Raw genomic sequence first — 14,860 nt, forward strand, 5'->3', positions numbered from 1 at the left:
TGGATACGGGTCGGGTGCGCACGGGCCCGGGTGCCGGGCGTGCGCCGGTGGTCAGGAGGCGGTGCCCTCGGCGGTGTCGCCCCGGCCGGCCGCCGCGGCGGCCCGCTTGAGCGCGGCGTCGCGTCCCCGCACGTACCAGATGCCGATCAGCCCGAGCCCGGCACCGGCCAGGCAGGTCCACAGCCACCACAGGTGGCCGTGGTCGTCGAACCAGCCGTAGAACGGGAGCTGGACCAGGAAGAGGACGAACCAGAGGATCGTGCCGCCGGTGATGGTGGCGACGACGGGCCCCTCCAGGGGCTCGGGCGCCTCGTGCTTCGGTGTCCACTTCGCCATGGGCTCAGTGTATGGGGCCGCCTCGGACCTCTCCCCGGCCCTCCTCCCCGGACCCTCTCCGGCCTTCCCCGGCCCCCGTCCCGGACCGCCCCGGGCCCTCCGCCCCGTTCCGCGGCCCCGGCGGCCCAAGGGTCTACGCGCGGAGATAGCGATCTTTGCTTTATGTATTCATACTGAATCTGCTTAAGACTGTCTCGATTTATTCGTTTGAAAGTCCAAAGCTGACCATATTTAACCCCCCTCTCTGTACGTCTGAGGTCATACATGTCCCCCTCGGCCACCGCTCCGGTCGACTCCAAGCAGCCATCGGCGCAACAGCCGCACGGCGCGCTGGATCGTTTCTTCAAGATCTCCGAGCGGGGGTCGTCGGTCGCGCGCGAGATCCGCGGCGGATTCGCCACGTTCTTCGCGATGGCCTACATCATCGTGCTGAACCCGATCATCCTCGGCAGCGCGAAGGACATGTACGGCCACCAGCTCGACGGTGGCCAGCTGGTCACCGCCACCGTGCTGACCGCCGCGTTCTCCACGCTCCTGATGGGCGTCATCGGCAACGTGCCGATCGCGCTGGCCGCGGGCCTCGGGGTCAACACCGTCGTGGCGCTCCAGCTCGCCCCCCGGATGAGCTGGCCGGACGCGATGGGCATGGTCGTCCTCGCGGGCTTCGTGGTGATGCTGCTGGTCGCGACCGGTCTGCGGGAACGCGTCATGCACGCCGTGCCGACCTCGCTCCGCAAGGGCATCGCGATCGGCATCGGCCTGTTCATCCTGCTGATCGGCCTGGTCGACTCGGGCTTCGTCTCCCGCGTGCCGGACGCCGCGCACACCACCGTGCCGCTCCAGCTCGGCGGCGACGGCCACCTCAACGGCTGGCCGGTCCTCGTCTTCGTCCTCGGCACCCTGCTCACCCTCGCGCTGCTCGTCCGCAAGGTGCCGGGCGCGATCCTGATCTCCATCGTCGCGATGACGGTCGTCGCGCTGATCATCAACGCCGTCGCCGGCCTGCCGGCCGGGGCGTGGGGCCTGACCGTCCCGGAGTGGCCGGGCAACCCGGTCGCCACGCCGGACTTCGGGCTGGTCGGTCAGGTCAGTCTGTTCGGCGGCTTCGGCAAGGTCGGGCTCCTCACCGGCATCCTGTTCGTCTTCACCGTGCTGCTGTCCTGCTTCTTCGACGCGATGGGCACCATCCTCGGCGTCGGCGACGAGGCGAAGCTGACCGACCCGGAGGGCAACTTCCCCGGCATCAACAAGGTGCTGTTCGTGGACGGCATCGCGGTCGCCGCGGGCGGCGCGAGCTCCTCCTCCGCCACGACCTGCTTCGTGGAGTCCACGGCGGGGGTCGGCGAGGGGGCGCGGACCGGCTTCGCGAGCATTGTGACGGGTGCGCTGTTCACGGGTGCGCTGTTCCTGACGCCGCTGGCGACCATGGTCCCGTCGCAGGCGGCCACCCCCGCCCTGCTGGCGGTGGGCTTCCTGATCATCTCGGGCTCGGTGCGGGACATCGACTGGAGCGACTACACGCTCGCCATCCCGGCCTTCCTCGCCATGCTGATGATGCCGTTCACGTACTCGATCACCAACGGCATCGGCATCGGCTTCATCGCCTTCTGCGTGCTGCGGGCGGCGGCCGGGCGCTGGCGCGAGGTACCGGTGCCCATGTACGTGGTGTCGGCGGTCTTCGTCTTCTACTACGCGATGCCGGCACTCGGCCTCACGTGACCTCCCCGGTTCTGATCCCCGGGGCTCCCTCCGCCCCGTAGAACTTCTCCGTCTCGTCGACGGCCGCCTTGAAGCGCTCGTCGAAGTCATCGCGAATGAGCGTCCGGACGACATAGTCCTGGACGCTCATTCCGCGTTTCGCGGCATGCTGCCGTAGCCGGTCGAGCAGCTCACCGTCTATCCGCAGGCTGAGCACAGTCGATCCCATGGCAAGCAGGGTTACGGCCCGGGGCGTCGTTTCATGTCACTTTCCGGATTCGACTCACTCGTTCGGGTGAGCAATTGGGCGAAGTGCCGCTCGCGCGTGTAACACGAATGGTCTTTAGATTGGGTAATGAGTTACGCTAATGAACATGCCTGACCTGATCCACGACGGCGAGAGTGCCGCCGCCGTGAGCTCCCTCCGCTCCGCCGTGATGCTGCTCAGCCGGCGCCTCAAGCACCAGCGCGTCGACGAGTCGCTGAGCCCCACCGAGATGTCGGTGCTCGGCACACTCGCGCGGTGCGGCTCCGCCACACCCGGCGAGCTGGCCCGCAAGGAGCATGTGCAGCCTCCGTCGATGACCCGAATCGTCGCGCTGCTGGAAGCGAAGGGGCTGGTCAGACTGGAACCGCACCCCGATGACCGTCGCCAGAAGGTGGTCAGCCAGACCGAGCAGGCGGAAGCCATGCTCGAAGAGAGCCGCTCCAAGCGGAACGCCTGGCTGACCGCCCTCGCCGAGGGCCTGGACGAGGACGAGTGGGAGACGCTGCGCAAGGCGGCGCCCGTGCTGGAGAAGCTCGCCCACCTGTAGCGGGGCGGACCGCGCCGGCCCCGGCCGACGCGGCGCCCGTACCGCCGCACCTCGTCAGTCAGCGAAACGTATACGCCCGAGGAGGCGAACCCCTTTGAGTACGGGATCCGGAGCAGACTCCGCCCCCGCACCGACCTCCACCCACGAGAGCAAGCCCGGCGGGACCTTCTCGTCGCTGAAGATACGCAACTACCGCCTGTTCGCCACGGGCGCCGTGATCTCCAACACCGGTACCTGGATGTCCCGCATCACGCAGGACTGGCTCGTCCTGAGCCTCACCGGCTCCGCCGCCGCCGTCGGCATCACCACGGCCCTCCAGTTCCTCCCGATGCTCCTCTTCGGTCTGTACGGCGGTGTCATCGCGGACCGCTTCCCGAAGCGGAAGCTCCTTCTGTTCAGCCAGGCGGCGCTCGGCCTGTGCGGGATCGCCCTGGCGGTCCTCACGCTCTCCGGCGTCGTCCAGGTGTGGCACGTCTACCTCATAGCGTTCCTGCTCGGCATGGTGACGGTGGTCGACAACCCGGCCCGCCAGTCCTTCGTGTCCGAGATGGTCGGCCCCGCCCAGCTGCGGAACGCGGTCAGCCTCAACTCGGCCAACTTCCAGTCCGCCCGGCTGATCGGCCCCGCCGTCGCGGGCGTCCTGATCACCACGGTCGGCAGCGGCTGGGCCTTCATGTTCAACGGCCTGTCGTTCCTCGCCCCGCTCGTCGGCCTGCTGATGATGCGCACGAACGAGCTGCACCACGTCGCCGTCGTGCCGCGCGCCAAGGGCCAGCTGCGCGAGGGGCTGCGGTACGTCTCCGGGCGCCCCGAGCTGATCTGGCCGATCGTCCTGGTCGGCTTCGTCGGCACGTTCGGCTTCAACTTCCCGATCTGGCTCACGGCCTTCGCGGACGAGGTCTTCCACGGCGGCGCCGGGATGTACTCGTTCTTCAACATCCTCATGGCGGCCGGCTCCCTGGCCGGTGCCCTGCTCGCCGCCCGCCGCCGCTCCTCGCGGCTGCGGATGCTGGTGGCCGCGGGCACGGCGTTCGGCCTGCTGGAGATCATCGCGTCCCTGTCGCCGTCCGTCTGGCTCTTCGCGATCCTGCTGGTCCCGATCGGCATGATCGGCCTGACGACCAACATCAGCGCGAACACGAGCGTCCAGATGGCCGCCGACCCGGCCATGCGCGGCCGGGTCATGAGCCTGTACATGATGGTCTTCGCCGGCGGCACGCCGGTGGGCGCCCCGATCGTCGGCTGGATCAGCGACGCCTACGGGGTCCGTACGGGCATGGCCGTCGGCGGCGCGTTCTCGCTGGTGGCCGCGATCGGCGTCGGCATCGTGCTGGCCCGCGTCGGCGGCCTCCGCCTCCGCGTCGACCTGCGCCCGGGCCGCCCGCACGTCCGGTTCGTCCCCCGGGAGGAGCTGGCGACGGCGGCCTGAGCCCAGCACGCGACCGCACCGCCCCGGCAGTGCCCACGGGCACTGCCGGGGCGGTGCGACACTCGGCGCATGAGCCGTCTCAGACTCTTCGCCGCCGTGCTGCCGCCCGCTCCCGCAGTCGAGGAACTGCGCAGTGCCGTCGCCCCGTTGCACACGCTTCCCGGTGCCGAGGGCCTTCGCTGGACGGGAGTGCCCGGCTGGCACTTCACACTCGCCTTCTTCGGGCCCGTCGACGAGGAACTGCTGCCCGAGCTGGACGCGCGCCTCGCGCGGGCCGCCCGCCGCACCGACCCCTTCCCGCTGCGCATCCACGGCGCCGGGCGGTTCGGCGGCCGGGCGCTCTGGGCGGGCGCCGCGGGCTCGCTGGACACGCTGCGGCTCCTCGCCGAACGTGCCGACGCCGCCGCCCGCCGCACCGGCATCCCCATGGAGGAGCACCGCCGCTACGCCCCGCACCTCACCCTCGCCCGCAGCCGCCGGGCCGAGGTCGACCTGCGTCCCTGGACCGACGCGCTCGGGGGCTTCGAGGGCACCCCGTGGGAGGTCGGCGAGCTGTCCCTCGTACGCAGCAACCTGCCGGTCGCCGGGGTGCGGGGGGAACAGCCCCGGTACGAGGTGCTCGCATCCTGGTCGCTGGGGAGCTGAGCGCTGCGGTTACGCTCGAAGGGTGGATCCGAAGACCAGAAACCGCGTCATGGCGGCCGTGCTCGTGCTGATGTTCATCGTCGTCGCCGTGGCGGCAGCTGCCGGGGCGTGACCCGGCGGGCCCGCCGGGCCGGGCGCCGGCCTCCGGTTTCAGCGGGGGTGCCGCAGCCGGCCGAACCGGCGACGCGGTCGGCGCGCGGACGGCCGCCGGCGGCGTACGTCCTCCCCTGAACCCCGGTCCGGCGGCGCCGGTCGCCAGGTGCCGTCCGGGGAGAGGAGCGGCGTCCGGCGTTCCGCCTGGGCCCGGATCTCGTGGTACGCCCGGTGGGCGGTGCCCTGGTACGCCTCGTTGTACGAGGCCAGGGCCGCGCTCAGGGCCGTGCCCGCGACCCCGCGCCGCCGGGCGACGACCGCGAGCCACCCGAAGAAGCCCATGACCGCGGCCAGGGCCGCGACGGCGATCAGCAGCGGTACGAGGTCGTCCATGCGACGAGCGTAGGCCCGCCGCGCCCGGCGGCGCACCCGTCGTCTCAGGGGGCGAGGGCCGCCGCGGTCTCCCGGGCGAACGCCTCCGGGTTGTCCAGCATGATGTTGTGCCCGCAGTCCGGGACCGCCACGACGCGCACCCCGTGCTCGACGAGCGCGGCCTCGCCCGCCGGCGGCCCGTCGGCCGACGGATGCAGGAACGTACGCGGGATCCGCAGGTCCAGCAGGAGTTCCCGCATGGTCGGCGTCGTCCCACGGGCGAGGTTCACCGCGCTGCGGTACAGCGCCTCGGGGCCCGCCAGTCGCATGGTCGCCCACCAGGACGGGCCCACCCGCTCGCGCACCTCGGCCAGGCCGCCGGCCAGGAACTCCTCCTCCGTGTACGCCGAGATGCCGCTGCTGCCCGGTTGGCCGGGGGCGGGGCGGGCCGGGTCCAGATTGGCGTCGACCAGGACCAGTCGGCCCACCAGCCGCGGGTGGCGCGCCGCGAGCACGATGGCCACCGCGCCGCCCATGCTGTGCCCGATCACGTCCGCGCCGTGCGCTCCGGCCGCCTCCATGGCCTTCGCCACCGCGTCGGCGTGCTCCTCCAGGGTGTAGCCGAAGTCCGTGGGGCGGTCGCTGATGCCGAAGCCGAGCAGGTCGACGAGGAGCGACCGGCCATCGGCCGGCAGGGGGTGCGTCGCGCTCGCGGCGAAGTACGGGCCGGAGGAGGCGCCGAGCCCGTGCAGGTAGACCCGGTCGGGACGGCCCCCGGTTCCTCCGGCGGCCCCGGCGGGCGCGGCGGCTCCGGGGAGCTCCACCCACCTGATGCGTGCGCCGCCGTCCGTCACCTGTGTGTCGTGCATGACTCTCCTCCTCGCGGTGTCCCTCAAACCATCGGGGAGACTATACATAGACACCGATGTATAAGGTTCTCGGGAGAGGATACGCGCATGCTGGAACTGGCCATCCTTGGATTTCTGTACGAGCAACCCCTGCACGGCTACGAGCTGAAGCGCCGGGTCGCCCACCTCACCGGGCACGTCCGCCCCATCGCGGACGGCACGCTCTATCCGGCGATCAAGCGGCTGGAGCGCGCCGGATGGCTGGAGCGCCGGACCGAACCGGGCACCAGGGCCGCCCCCCGCCACACCCTGACCCTGACCGGCCCGGGCCGCGAGGAACTGCTGCGGCGGCTGCGCGAGGCCGACGAGGTGGACATCAGCGACGAGAACCGCTGGTTCACCGTCCTCGCCTTCCTGCGCCACCTGCCCTCCCCGGCCGAGCAGGCGGGGGTGCTGCGGCGCAGGCTCGCCTTCCTGGAGGAGCCGAGCAGCTTCTTCTACGAGGGCGACCGGCCGCTCGGCGCGGAGACCTTCGACGACCCGTTCCGGCGGGGCCTGCTCACGATCGCCCGCGCGACGAGCGAGGCGGAGCTGGGCTGGCTGGCGGCGACCCTGGAGGAACTGGACGCCTCCTAGGCGGCGCGCACGGTGCCGTGCAGGTGGGGAGAGCCGGTTCGGGGATCCCCATCGCGGCGAAGCCGGCGGCGGTCGAGTGGCGCCACGGGTGCCGGGCCCGCACGTCGCCGACCAGCCGGCCCGCCGGATGGTCGTGCCCGCCGACGACGACAGGGGCCCGGCCCCCGTGATGGACCGGGCCGGGGAGCACCTCGGTCAGCCGTTGACGGTCGAGGACCTGGCGCGGCGGGCCGCGACGAGCCCGCGCAGCCTCTGCCGGCGGTTTCGGGCGGCCACCGGGGCGACCCCGTTGCAGTGGCTCCTCGACCAGCGGCTGCGACGGGCCCGGAGCCTGCCGGAGTCGACGGACCTGCCGGTCGCCGGGGCCGGCGAACTGAGCGGCCTCGGCACGGCGAACAACTTCCGCCACCACTTCCTCAAGCAGACCGGCGTGTCGCCGAGCGGCTACCGCCGGGCCTTCTTCCGGACGTGGGGCGTGACCGGGTCAGGGGCAGAGGGTCTTGCGCAGTGCGGCGTTCAGCCGCTTGCCCTGATCGTCCGTGAGCGGCCGGGCATCGGTTCCGAACCGCTGGGCCGCCAGCGAGTCGGCCTTGGGGGCGGTGATCGAGGAGCACTGGTTCCGCCCGGCGTCGATCGCCCGCTCCTCGTCCACGATGAGCTGCGGGTCGACGGCCGCGATCGCGTCCAGGTACGCGTCGCGGGCGTTGCCGGTCGGGGCGGACGGGATGCCGGCGGCCCGTTCGGCCGCGGAGTGGTCCGCGGCCGTCTTCTCCGGCGCGGGCTTCGTGACGTCCTTCTCGGCCGAGCAGGCGGTCAGCGCGAGCAGCGCGGCGGCGGCGAGAAGGAGGGGAACGGGTCTCACGGTGGCACTCTCCGTACGTAGTTCTGTGCCCCGTGAGACGGGCGAGGCCCTCGAAGGGTTGTGGTGGCATCGGGCGCTGCCGCCCGCGGCCTCCCGCACGGTTCCGGTGCGGGACGCGGACCGCCGTCGTCGTACCGCTCTCGGTGGAGAACGGTACGACGACGACGGCCCGTCGGTACTTCCGCGCTTCCGCGCTTTTGTGCCCCGGCGGGGCCGGGTCTCACCAGGCGAAGGCCTCCGGGGCGGGCCCCGGCCCCGGGAAGATCTCGTCCAGCGACGCCAGCAGCTCCGGGGACAGGTCGAGCTCCAGCGCCCGCAGCGCCGAGTCCAGCTGTTCCTGGTTGCGCGGCCCGATGATCGGCCCCGTCACCCCCGGCTGCGCGAGGAGCCACGCCAGGCCGACCTCGCCGGGCTCCAGTCCGTGCTTGTCGAGCAGGTCCTCGTACGCCTGGATCTGCTTGCGCTGCTCCGGGTCGCGCAGGGCCTCCGCGCCGCGGCCCGAGGACGAGCGGCCGGTCGCGCCCTCGCGCTCCTTGCGGATCGCACCGCCCAGCAGACCGCCGTGCAGCGGGGACCACGGGATGATGCCGAGCCCGTACTCCCGCGCCGCCGGGATGACCTCCATCTCGGCGCGGCGCTCCATCAGGTTGTAGATGCACTGCTCGCTGACCAGCCCCAGCGAGCCGCGCCGGGCGGCCAGTTCATTGGCCTGGGCGATCTTGTACCCGGCGAAGTTCGACGAACCCGCGTAGAGGATCTTGCCCTGCTGGACCAGGACGTCGATCGCCTGCCAGATCTCGTCGAAGGGCGTGTTCCGGTCGACGTGGTGGAACTGGTACAGATCGATGCGGTCCGTCTGGAGCCGCTTCAGCGACGCCTCCACCGAGCGCCGGATGTTCACGGCGGAGAGCTTGTCGTGGTTGGGCCAGGCCGCGCCGTCGGGGCCCATGTTCCCGTACATCTTGGTGGCCAGGACCACCTTGTCGCGGCGTTCGCCGCCCTTGGCGAACCAGGTGCCGATGATCTCCTCGGTACGGCCCTTGTTCTCCCCCCAGCCGTACACGTTCGCCGTGTCGAAGAAGTTCAGGCCCGTGTCCAGCGCCGCGTCCATGATGGCGTGGCTGTCCACCTCGTTGGTGTGCGGACCGAAGTTCATCGTGCCGAGCACGAGGCGGCTGACCTTGAGTCCGGTGCGTCCGAGCTGTGTGTACTTCATGGTCGTCCAGCCAACGCCTTCGAGTCCGCTCGAAGCAAGGGCACCGGGGCCGGCCGCGACTGCCGCCGGCCCCGGCCGTCGTCGGTCACGGCTGTCGGAAGGCGACCTCCGGGTGGTCGGCCGACGGCCCGTCCAGCAGCGGCTGCGGCACGCCGCGCAGATGGAGGCCGAAGAAGGCGGTCAGGTAGTCACGGGTGAGGTGCCACGACCGCTCCCCCGAGAGCGGCGCGGCGGGATCGACCAGGCCGAGCTGGTCGGCCAGCACGGGCAGGTCGGTGAAGGTGAAGTGCTCGGCCCCGGAGACCGTCAGCCAGCGCTTCCAGCCGTCCAGCCGCGCCCAGGCGGCCGACCAGTCGTTCTTCCCGCCGGGGCTGTGCGTGGTCTCGGTGCCCATCATCAGGAACGGGCGCCCGCCCAGGCCGTCCTCGGGCAGCGGCGCGAAGAAGCCGCCGTCCAGGTTCAGCCCGGCCCGCACCCGCTGGTCCCGCGCCGTGAGCGCGGCGGCACTCGCGCCCCCGACGGAGTGGCCCGCCGCACCGATCCGCCGCGGATCGACCATTCGGGCGTACGGGAGGGCCGGACGCCCCCGGACGGTCCGGGCCGTCGCCCCCGACGCGTCCGTCAGCCGGTCGATCACGAACGAGAGGTCGTGCGCCCGTCCCACGGCCACCCGCGCGTAGTCCCCGGTCGAGTCGACCTGTTCGCACGCGGTGCAGGTGAGCACCCGGCCGCCGGGGAAGGAGGTGCCGATCGACTCGTACGCGTGGTCGACGGCGGCGACGACGTACCCGCGGCTCGCCAGGTCGTTCGCCAGGGACGTGAGGGTGCTGCGGGGCATCGAGAAGCCCGGCGAGAGCACCACCAGCGGGAAGCGTCCGGGGGCGGGGCGGGCGTCGACACGTGCGTGGGTACGGGTGGCGGCGACGGTTCCGGCGGGGACGACGCCGTCGAGTCCCCTCGCCTCCAGCAGGAGCCGGGCCTCCTCCGTGGTCATGTACGCAGCGGAGCCGCCCCCTCCCGGACCGGCCGGGCGGTGCGCCGGGTAGTACACCGACACCATCAGCTCCCGGTCCGCCGAGGGCACCCACGGGTCGCGGCGCCGGTGGTCGGTCAGGTGCAGGGTCTGGGTCCCGACCGCGTGCCGGCCCCCGGGGCGCGGCAGGGCCAACTCCGTGGCGGCCGCGACACCGGAGGCGGTCGTGGTGACGGGGGTGGAAGGGGCAGCCGTGGCCGAGCCCGTGCCCAGGAGGGCGAGGGCCAGGGAGAATCCGAGCAGTGCGGAGGCGGTCGTGCCGCGGCGTCTGTTCATGCCCCGAACGGTAGGTGCGGGCAACCGCCCGGCACGTCGGCCCACGGGTGGTGAACGGAGGGGCGGAACATACCTCTGCGGGCGTACGCCGTACGCCTCTGGTCCTACTCGCACCATCCGCCCAACTCCCGCCCATCGAACCGGACATGACGGGCCGATGGTGCTACGACGTGCTCCGTGTCGCGAACCGGTCCAGGGCCGCCAGCACCGCCCGGCTCGTCGCCGCGCCACCCAGGTGCCCGGCGCCGTCGATCACGGTCAGCTCGGCGTCCGGCCACGCCTTCGTCAGCTCCCACGCGGTGACGAGCGGCCCGCCCAGGTCGAACCGGCCGTGCACCAGCACGCCCGGAATCCCCGCCAGCCGCCCCGCGTCCCGGATCAACTGCCCCTCCTCCAGCCAGGCGCCCTGCGAGAAGTAGTGCGAGCAGATCCGCACCAGCGCCTGCCGCGCCCGGCCGGGCCGCCCGCTGTACGGGGGCGGCCCGCTGTACGTCTCCTGGGAGAGCACCGCGTCCTCCCACGCGCACCAGTCGGCCGTCGCCCGCTCCCGCACGGCCGCGTCGGGGCTCTCCATCCGCCGGGCGTAGGCGGCCAGCACGTCCGGCGTCGCGTTCCCCGTGACCTCCGGAACCCCGGCCCGGAACAGGTCCCACGCCTCGGGGAAGATCCGGCCCGCTCCCCGGTACAGCCAGTCGATCTCGGAGCGGCGGGTGGTGGTGACGGCCGGGATCACGATCTCCGAGACCCGCTCCGGGTGCTGCTCGGCGTACGCGAGGATCAGCGTCGAACCCCAGGAACCGCCGTACAGCAGCCACTTCTCGATCCCGAGCCGGACCCGCAGCCGTTCCATGTCGGCGATCAGCCGGTCGGTCGTGTTGAACCGCATGTCGGTGGCCGGGTCGCTCGCGTGCGGGGTGGAACGCCCGCAGCCCCGCTGGTCGAAGAGGACGACGCGGTACAGGTCCGGGTCGAAGTACTGCCGGGCCCCCTCGGTGCACCCCGACCCCGGCCCGCCGTGCACGACGACCGCGGGCTTGCCGTCCGGGTTGCCGCACACCTCCCAGTACACGAGGTTGCCCTCGCCCACGTCGAGCATGCCGTGCTCGTACGGTTCGATCGGCGGGTACTTCTCGTCGGGCCTGCGGTCCACGGCGAACTCCCTCAGCTCTTCGACTCTTCGACTTGCCGGTTCTTCGTCTCTCCGGCCCGGGGGCGGCTCCCGCGGGCAAAGGAAGCAGCCTACGACCGGGGCGTAACCTGAGGGGCGTGACTTCCGCAGCGCGCGTTCTGGCCGTACTCGACGATCTGCTCCGTGCCGCGACCCACGAAGAGCGGGGGGCGCTGTGGCAACTGGCCGAGCAGGGACGGGAGTTGGATGCCAACCTGGTGCGCCTCCCGCCGGGCGCCGAGGTGGGCGAGCACCAGGAGGACGTCCTGGACGTCCTCCTCGTCGTCGTCGAGGGCAGTGGCCGGATCACCGCACCGGACGGCGTACTGGACCTGGCCCCGACCACGGCCGTCTGGCTGCCCCGCACCTCCCGCCGCGCCCTCGCCGCCGGCCCGGACGGACTCGCCTACCTGACCGTCCACCGCCGCCGCCCCGGCCTGACCATCAAGTCCCCGGCCACGTCCCGGATCGAGAGGCCCACCGCGCCCCCGGTCGCGCCCCCGGCGCCGCACGACGGGGGCGGCGAGGCACCCTGCATGCTGGACCGCGTCTGCCCCGCATGCGGACGCCTCTCGCACGACCCGGAACCGGTGTTCTGCAGCCGGTGCGGGGAGCGGTTCGAGTAGGCACGGCGCTGCCCCCGACCGAAGGAGAGCGAACCCGGTGACGACGGAACCCGCCCCGGTGGACCTGGTCCGCCTGGCGGACGGCGAGGGCAACAGCTGTGTCGTGCGCGTCACCGGGCGTTCCCGCCCCGGGGTGTTGACCGGCCACGACGTCCTGCGCGCCGACGTGCTCGTGTCCGCGAGCTTCCTGGACGCCAGGCTGGACGTGTACCTCTTCCCGCAGGACCTCGACGCCTGGCAGGAGGGCCTGCCCGGCCTCGTCCCGGGGCGGCAGATCGGCCTCGGCGGGGACCGCGGCCTGAGGCTCGTCCTCCGCGTGCACGAAGGCGGCCTGCTGACGGTCTCGATCGTGGACCCGGACCGCCTCACCACGCTTCTGGGGATCCGCCCGGAAGGAGACTGGCTCGCGGAACTCCGGGAGAGCGCGGACCGGGTCGGACGGACCTGGCCCGTCGAAGTCGTCGAGACGGCCCCGATGACCTACGAGTGGAGCTCACGAGCGCATCGGCCAGACGGGCCACTGGCGTCAGATCGTGTCACCGCCCGTCATGAGTGAAGGCCAGAACCCCAATTCCTCAGTGGTTCTGCGATGGGTTGAATAGAGCCGGAGCGTGAAGGTCTTCAAGAGCTCCACGATCCATCCTTCAGCGGCGGCCGGCCGAACTGATTCAAGGCGCATCCGTAGTTGGGTAAAATTTCCCACCTGGGCAGGGATTCTTGATAATTCGACTTGATGTTGTGAGGTGAATTCATCGAGGAACCCCCAATCTTCTACATCCCAGCAGTCCGCTATGACAAAGATTGTCTCTTCTTGTTCACCGGAATGCCTTATCGAGGATCGGCAGGGCCAGGTATCATCGTGCCCGATTGCCGGGTACGGGCCGAGGCCAAGGTATTGGAAGGGTGCCGCCGCGCATGTGAAGTGGAGAGTTGCTCGCCATGCCAGACCGAAACGGTCTGCCCAATCTCCCGTCGTTGGCAACTTCAAGCCGAAAGGTCGCTGCTCGGGGCGCACTTCGAAAGAATAGTAGGGGGACAGAAAGCGCTCGATCTGCCAGCCGGTGATGCTGTTTCCGTCTATACCCAACCGTTCGGCGAAAGTGGTGATCAGTGCGTCCGTTCCGCGATTGATCTCCTCGAAGTCCTCGGCGGTCACATCGAATGTGCATGTATAGTCGTTCTGTGATGCGACGCACAGTGGATGCCACAGGAGGAAATCTGGACGGTTTTGCAGGTTCTCTGGTGCGCCGTCGGTAAATTCGGTCACAGTCCGAACCCCTTATCGTCCCTAAAACCTGAGTAAACGGCATAGCTGGAGATGTTCGGCCCGCCCTTTTTCCCGTTGCAGGAGAGGCACATCGGGGCAAGGTCGTTGAGGTCGTTGTAGAACTGCACTCGCTGCCAGTGCTGGCATTTATTTCCCTGGGTCATCCAGTGGCCCGACATGGGGTTGACGTGATCCAGGCTGATCCTTTGTTTGGGGTCGTCGCGGTCCGCGAGATGTGGCGTTCTCTGATTGGTCCCGTTCCCCGGGCATACATAAGATTTTGGTTTTGTGTACAAGGGGTCGCTGGACCAGAGCGCCGGGTTGGAACGCTTTTCAGATACGAGTCGAGCGTGTTCGCTGTCGAGATAATTCAGGCTTGCCCTCGTCCAGCCGCCGTAAACCTTTGAACGGAGCGCATCCCCCTGATACTCGCTCCTCAGTACATTTCCCACCAGCCACGCCGAGGGGCGAACCAGGAACTTCAGGTTGGGGAACCCGTATTTTCGACCGGCGTCCGAAAGGGCTCCCGCAATGAACATCAGCTCCTGATCAAAATGTCTCCGCTGGGCCACGCTGATATTCGGATCCCATTCCCCTTGGCTTTCCATCTCTGTCAGCATGGCCTGAAGTGCTGCCAGTTGCCCCAATACGCTGGCGCGCTCGTTGTTGTCGGCAATCACTTCCGGGGCGTCGGCGGTGGCGTCCGATATGAGCTTGCTCAGATCTTCGCGGCTGAGTGAAGCCATCTGGATCTGAGGTTTTTTATTGACGATCTTCAGGAAGAGGGTGTGCGGCTCACCCTTGATGGTGAATGATTTGCGTACTTCTTTTACGGTCGGTTTTTTATTGCCGTCTTGGTCGGCTTGTGTGGGGTGATCCTTCTCTTTGTTCTTGTCTTTGCCTTTGAGTTTGTTCCAGAGGGCTTTGCCTTTTTTGGTGATGAGGTTGACGATTTTGTCGATGGCGCGGTTGACGGGTCGGGCGACGGTGTGGAAGACGGATTTGACTTTGTTGGCGAGGTTGCCGATGCCGAGGAGTGAGGCGAGGAAGCCGATCAATAACGGGATGCTGGCGGCGAGGGCGGTTTCGACCATTTTGGGGACGCCGGCCTGGCCGCCGTTGGCGATGGCGATGACGGCGTCGAGGACGGCGTTGACGAATTCGATGATCTGGGCGCCCTGGTTCACGATGAACGTGACGATGTCGATGATTCCCTTGACCGCGCGGACGAAGGCGGAGGCGGGGTTGAGGAGGGAGACGATCCAGGTGATGCCGGCGATGATGACGGTGGGGATGAGGTAGCTGGTGAGTTTTTCGAGGATGGTGGCCTTGAGGTCGCCGGCCTCGGCCTCGATCTCCTTGACGGCTCCCGCCGGGCCTTCGGTGGCGAGTTTCTTCGCGACGGGGACGGAGGACTCGACAGCGGTCATCGCCTGGTCGGGGATGCCCTTGCGGGTGATGCGGGCGCGGATGTTGTCCCAGGTCAGGCCGAGGAGGGAGGCGATGAGCTGGATGATGCCCCTGAGGTCGAACTTCTGGG

At 70.0% G+C, this 14,860-nt stretch carries 16 protein-coding genes and 2 pseudogenes; 8 read left to right on the forward strand and 10 right to left on the reverse strand.

The window, feature by feature from the left end; genetic code table 11:
• Positions 1 to 51 precede the first annotated feature (51 nt).
• Complete coding sequence (locus ACFYW1_RS19130) at positions 52 to 336, reverse strand: DUF2530 domain-containing protein (RefSeq protein WP_388993937.1); 285 nt, start codon at positions 334 to 336, stop codon at positions 52 to 54.
• Positions 337 to 600: 264 nt separating this feature from the next.
• On the opposite strand from ACFYW1_RS19130, the gene ACFYW1_RS19135 reads away from it, so the two are divergent.
• Positions 601 to 2,055: an NCS2 family permease gene (locus tag ACFYW1_RS19135; RefSeq protein ID WP_388993940.1), complete on the forward strand. Its 1,455-nt coding sequence runs from the start codon at positions 601 to 603 to the stop codon at positions 2,053 to 2,055.
• Here ACFYW1_RS19135 and ACFYW1_RS19140 read toward each other — a convergent pair.
• Positions 2,048 to 2,263: a ribbon-helix-helix protein, CopG family gene (locus ACFYW1_RS19140; RefSeq protein WP_283853154.1), complete on the reverse strand. Its 216-nt coding sequence runs from the start codon at positions 2,261 to 2,263 to the stop codon at positions 2,048 to 2,050. The genes ACFYW1_RS19135 and ACFYW1_RS19140 overlap by 8 nt on opposite strands.
• A 145-nt stretch (positions 2,264 to 2,408) precedes the next feature.
• Between ACFYW1_RS19140 and ACFYW1_RS19145 the strand changes: the two genes are divergently transcribed.
• From ACFYW1_RS19145 to thpR, 3 genes are all read left to right on the forward strand, one after another.
• Positions 2,409 to 2,849: a MarR family winged helix-turn-helix transcriptional regulator gene (locus tag ACFYW1_RS19145; RefSeq protein ID WP_283853155.1), complete on the forward strand. Its 441-nt coding sequence runs from the start codon at positions 2,409 to 2,411 to the stop codon at positions 2,847 to 2,849.
• Between the two features lie 94 nt (positions 2,850 to 2,943).
• Complete coding sequence (locus tag ACFYW1_RS19150) at positions 2,944 to 4,278, forward strand: MFS transporter (RefSeq protein WP_148837241.1); 1,335 nt, start codon at positions 2,944 to 2,946, stop codon at positions 4,276 to 4,278.
• 69 nt (positions 4,279 to 4,347) lie between these two features.
• On the forward strand, positions 4,348 to 4,923 hold the full coding sequence (gene thpR, locus ACFYW1_RS19155; protein ID WP_388993945.1) for an RNA 2',3'-cyclic phosphodiesterase: 576 nt from the start codon (positions 4,348 to 4,350) through the stop codon (positions 4,921 to 4,923).
• A 150-nt stretch (positions 4,924 to 5,073) separates the two neighbouring features.
• Here thpR and ACFYW1_RS19160 read toward each other — a convergent pair whose 3' ends face one another.
• Both ACFYW1_RS19160 and ACFYW1_RS19165 read right to left on the reverse strand, forming a co-directional pair.
• On the reverse strand, positions 5,074 to 5,409 hold the full coding sequence (locus tag ACFYW1_RS19160) for a hypothetical protein (RefSeq protein ID WP_388993948.1): 336 nt from the start codon (positions 5,407 to 5,409) through the stop codon (positions 5,074 to 5,076).
• A gap of 44 nt (positions 5,410 to 5,453) precedes the next feature.
• Positions 5,454 to 6,257: an alpha/beta fold hydrolase gene (locus ACFYW1_RS19165; protein ID WP_388993951.1), complete on the reverse strand. Its 804-nt coding sequence runs from the start codon at positions 6,255 to 6,257 to the stop codon at positions 5,454 to 5,456.
• Positions 6,258 to 6,344: 87 nt separating this feature from the next.
• Between ACFYW1_RS19165 and ACFYW1_RS19170 the strand changes: the two genes are divergently transcribed.
• Together ACFYW1_RS19170 and ACFYW1_RS19175 are read left to right on the forward strand one after the other, a co-directional pair.
• Entirely contained in the window at positions 6,345 to 6,872 is a 528-nt protein-coding gene (locus ACFYW1_RS19170; protein ID WP_388993955.1) for a PadR family transcriptional regulator, read from the forward strand.
• A gap of 94 nt (positions 6,873 to 6,966) precedes the next feature.
• Positions 6,967 to 7,341 (forward strand): annotated as a pseudogene (locus ACFYW1_RS19175) (helix-turn-helix domain-containing protein); the annotation flags it as partial.
• Positions 7,342 to 7,356: 15 nt separating this feature from the next.
• On the opposite strand, the gene ACFYW1_RS19180 reads toward ACFYW1_RS19175, so the two are convergent.
• The 4 genes from ACFYW1_RS19180 to pip all read right to left on the reverse strand — a co-directional run bounded on the left by ACFYW1_RS19180 (position 7,357) and on the right by pip (position 11,409).
• Positions 7,357 to 7,734 (reverse strand): hypothetical protein, encoded by a 378-nt coding sequence (locus ACFYW1_RS19180; RefSeq protein WP_388994024.1) that lies wholly within the window; start codon positions 7,732 to 7,734, stop codon positions 7,357 to 7,359.
• A 220-nt stretch (positions 7,735 to 7,954) separates the two neighbouring features.
• A complete protein-coding gene (locus ACFYW1_RS19185; RefSeq protein ID WP_388993958.1) occupies positions 7,955 to 8,950 on the reverse strand; it encodes an aldo/keto reductase in 996 nt (331 codons plus the stop codon).
• 85 nt (positions 8,951 to 9,035) lie between these two features.
• Positions 9,036 to 10,259, reverse strand: coding sequence for an alpha/beta hydrolase family protein (locus tag ACFYW1_RS19190; protein ID WP_388993961.1), 1,224 nt, complete (start codon positions 10,257 to 10,259; stop codon positions 9,036 to 9,038).
• 163 nt (positions 10,260 to 10,422) lie between these two features.
• A complete protein-coding gene (gene pip / locus ACFYW1_RS19195; protein WP_388993964.1) occupies positions 10,423 to 11,409 on the reverse strand; it encodes a prolyl aminopeptidase in 987 nt (328 codons plus the stop codon).
• 116 nt (positions 11,410 to 11,525) lie between these two features.
• On the opposite strand from pip, the gene ACFYW1_RS19200 reads away from it, so the two are divergent.
• Both ACFYW1_RS19200 and ACFYW1_RS19205 read left to right on the forward strand, forming a co-directional pair.
• Positions 11,526 to 12,053, forward strand: a complete 528-nt coding sequence (locus ACFYW1_RS19200) for a hypothetical protein (protein ID WP_388993967.1) — start codon at positions 11,526 to 11,528, stop codon at positions 12,051 to 12,053.
• A gap of 37 nt (positions 12,054 to 12,090) precedes the next feature.
• The gene (locus tag ACFYW1_RS19205) at positions 12,091 to 12,609 is read left to right on the forward strand and encodes a DUF5959 family protein (protein WP_388993970.1); all 519 of its coding nucleotides are present in this window, start codon (positions 12,091 to 12,093) and stop codon (positions 12,607 to 12,609) included.
• Here the strand turns inward: ACFYW1_RS19205 and ACFYW1_RS19210 are convergent.
• Together ACFYW1_RS19210 and ACFYW1_RS19215 are read right to left on the reverse strand one after the other, a co-directional pair.
• Positions 12,580 to 13,320: a hypothetical protein gene (locus ACFYW1_RS19210; protein ID WP_388993973.1), complete on the reverse strand. Its 741-nt coding sequence runs from the start codon at positions 13,318 to 13,320 to the stop codon at positions 12,580 to 12,582. The genes ACFYW1_RS19205 and ACFYW1_RS19210 overlap by 30 nt on opposite strands.
• Positions 13,317 to 14,860 (reverse strand): annotated as a pseudogene (locus ACFYW1_RS19215) (hypothetical protein); the annotation flags it as partial. The gene ACFYW1_RS19210 and the pseudogene ACFYW1_RS19215, both read right to left, overlap by 4 nt.

The sequence above is a fragment of the Streptomyces sp. NPDC002669 genome (genome assembly GCF_042889165.1).
GTDB lineage: Bacteria > Actinomycetota > Actinomycetes > Streptomycetales > Streptomycetaceae > Streptomyces.

Coding starts and splice junctions, on each gene's coding strand:
- thpR (WP_388993945.1), top strand. CDS start 4,348: ATGAGCCGTCTCAGACTCTTCGCCGCCGTGCTGCCGCCCGCTCCCGCA.
- ACFYW1_RS19165 (WP_388993951.1), bottom strand. CDS start 6,257: ATGCACGACACACAGGTGACGGACGGCGGCGCACGCATCAGGTGGGTG.
- ACFYW1_RS19170 (WP_388993955.1), top strand. CDS start 6,345: ATGCTGGAACTGGCCATCCTTGGATTTCTGTACGAGCAACCCCTGCAC.
- ACFYW1_RS19190 (WP_388993961.1), bottom strand. CDS start 10,259: ATGAACAGACGCCGCGGCACGACCGCCTCCGCACTGCTCGGATTCTCC.
- ACFYW1_RS19145 (WP_283853155.1), top strand. CDS start 2,409: ATGCCTGACCTGATCCACGACGGCGAGAGTGCCGCCGCCGTGAGCTCC.
- ACFYW1_RS19185 (WP_388993958.1), bottom strand. CDS start 8,950: ATGAAGTACACACAGCTCGGACGCACCGGACTCAAGGTCAGCCGCCTC.
- ACFYW1_RS19160 (WP_388993948.1), bottom strand. CDS start 5,409: ATGGACGACCTCGTACCGCTGCTGATCGCCGTCGCGGCCCTGGCCGCG.
- ACFYW1_RS19140 (WP_283853154.1), bottom strand. CDS start 2,263: ATGGGATCGACTGTGCTCAGCCTGCGGATAGACGGTGAGCTGCTCGAC.
- ACFYW1_RS19135 (WP_388993940.1), top strand. CDS start 601: ATGTCCCCCTCGGCCACCGCTCCGGTCGACTCCAAGCAGCCATCGGCG.
- ACFYW1_RS19130 (WP_388993937.1), bottom strand. CDS start 336: ATGGCGAAGTGGACACCGAAGCACGAGGCGCCCGAGCCCCTGGAGGGG.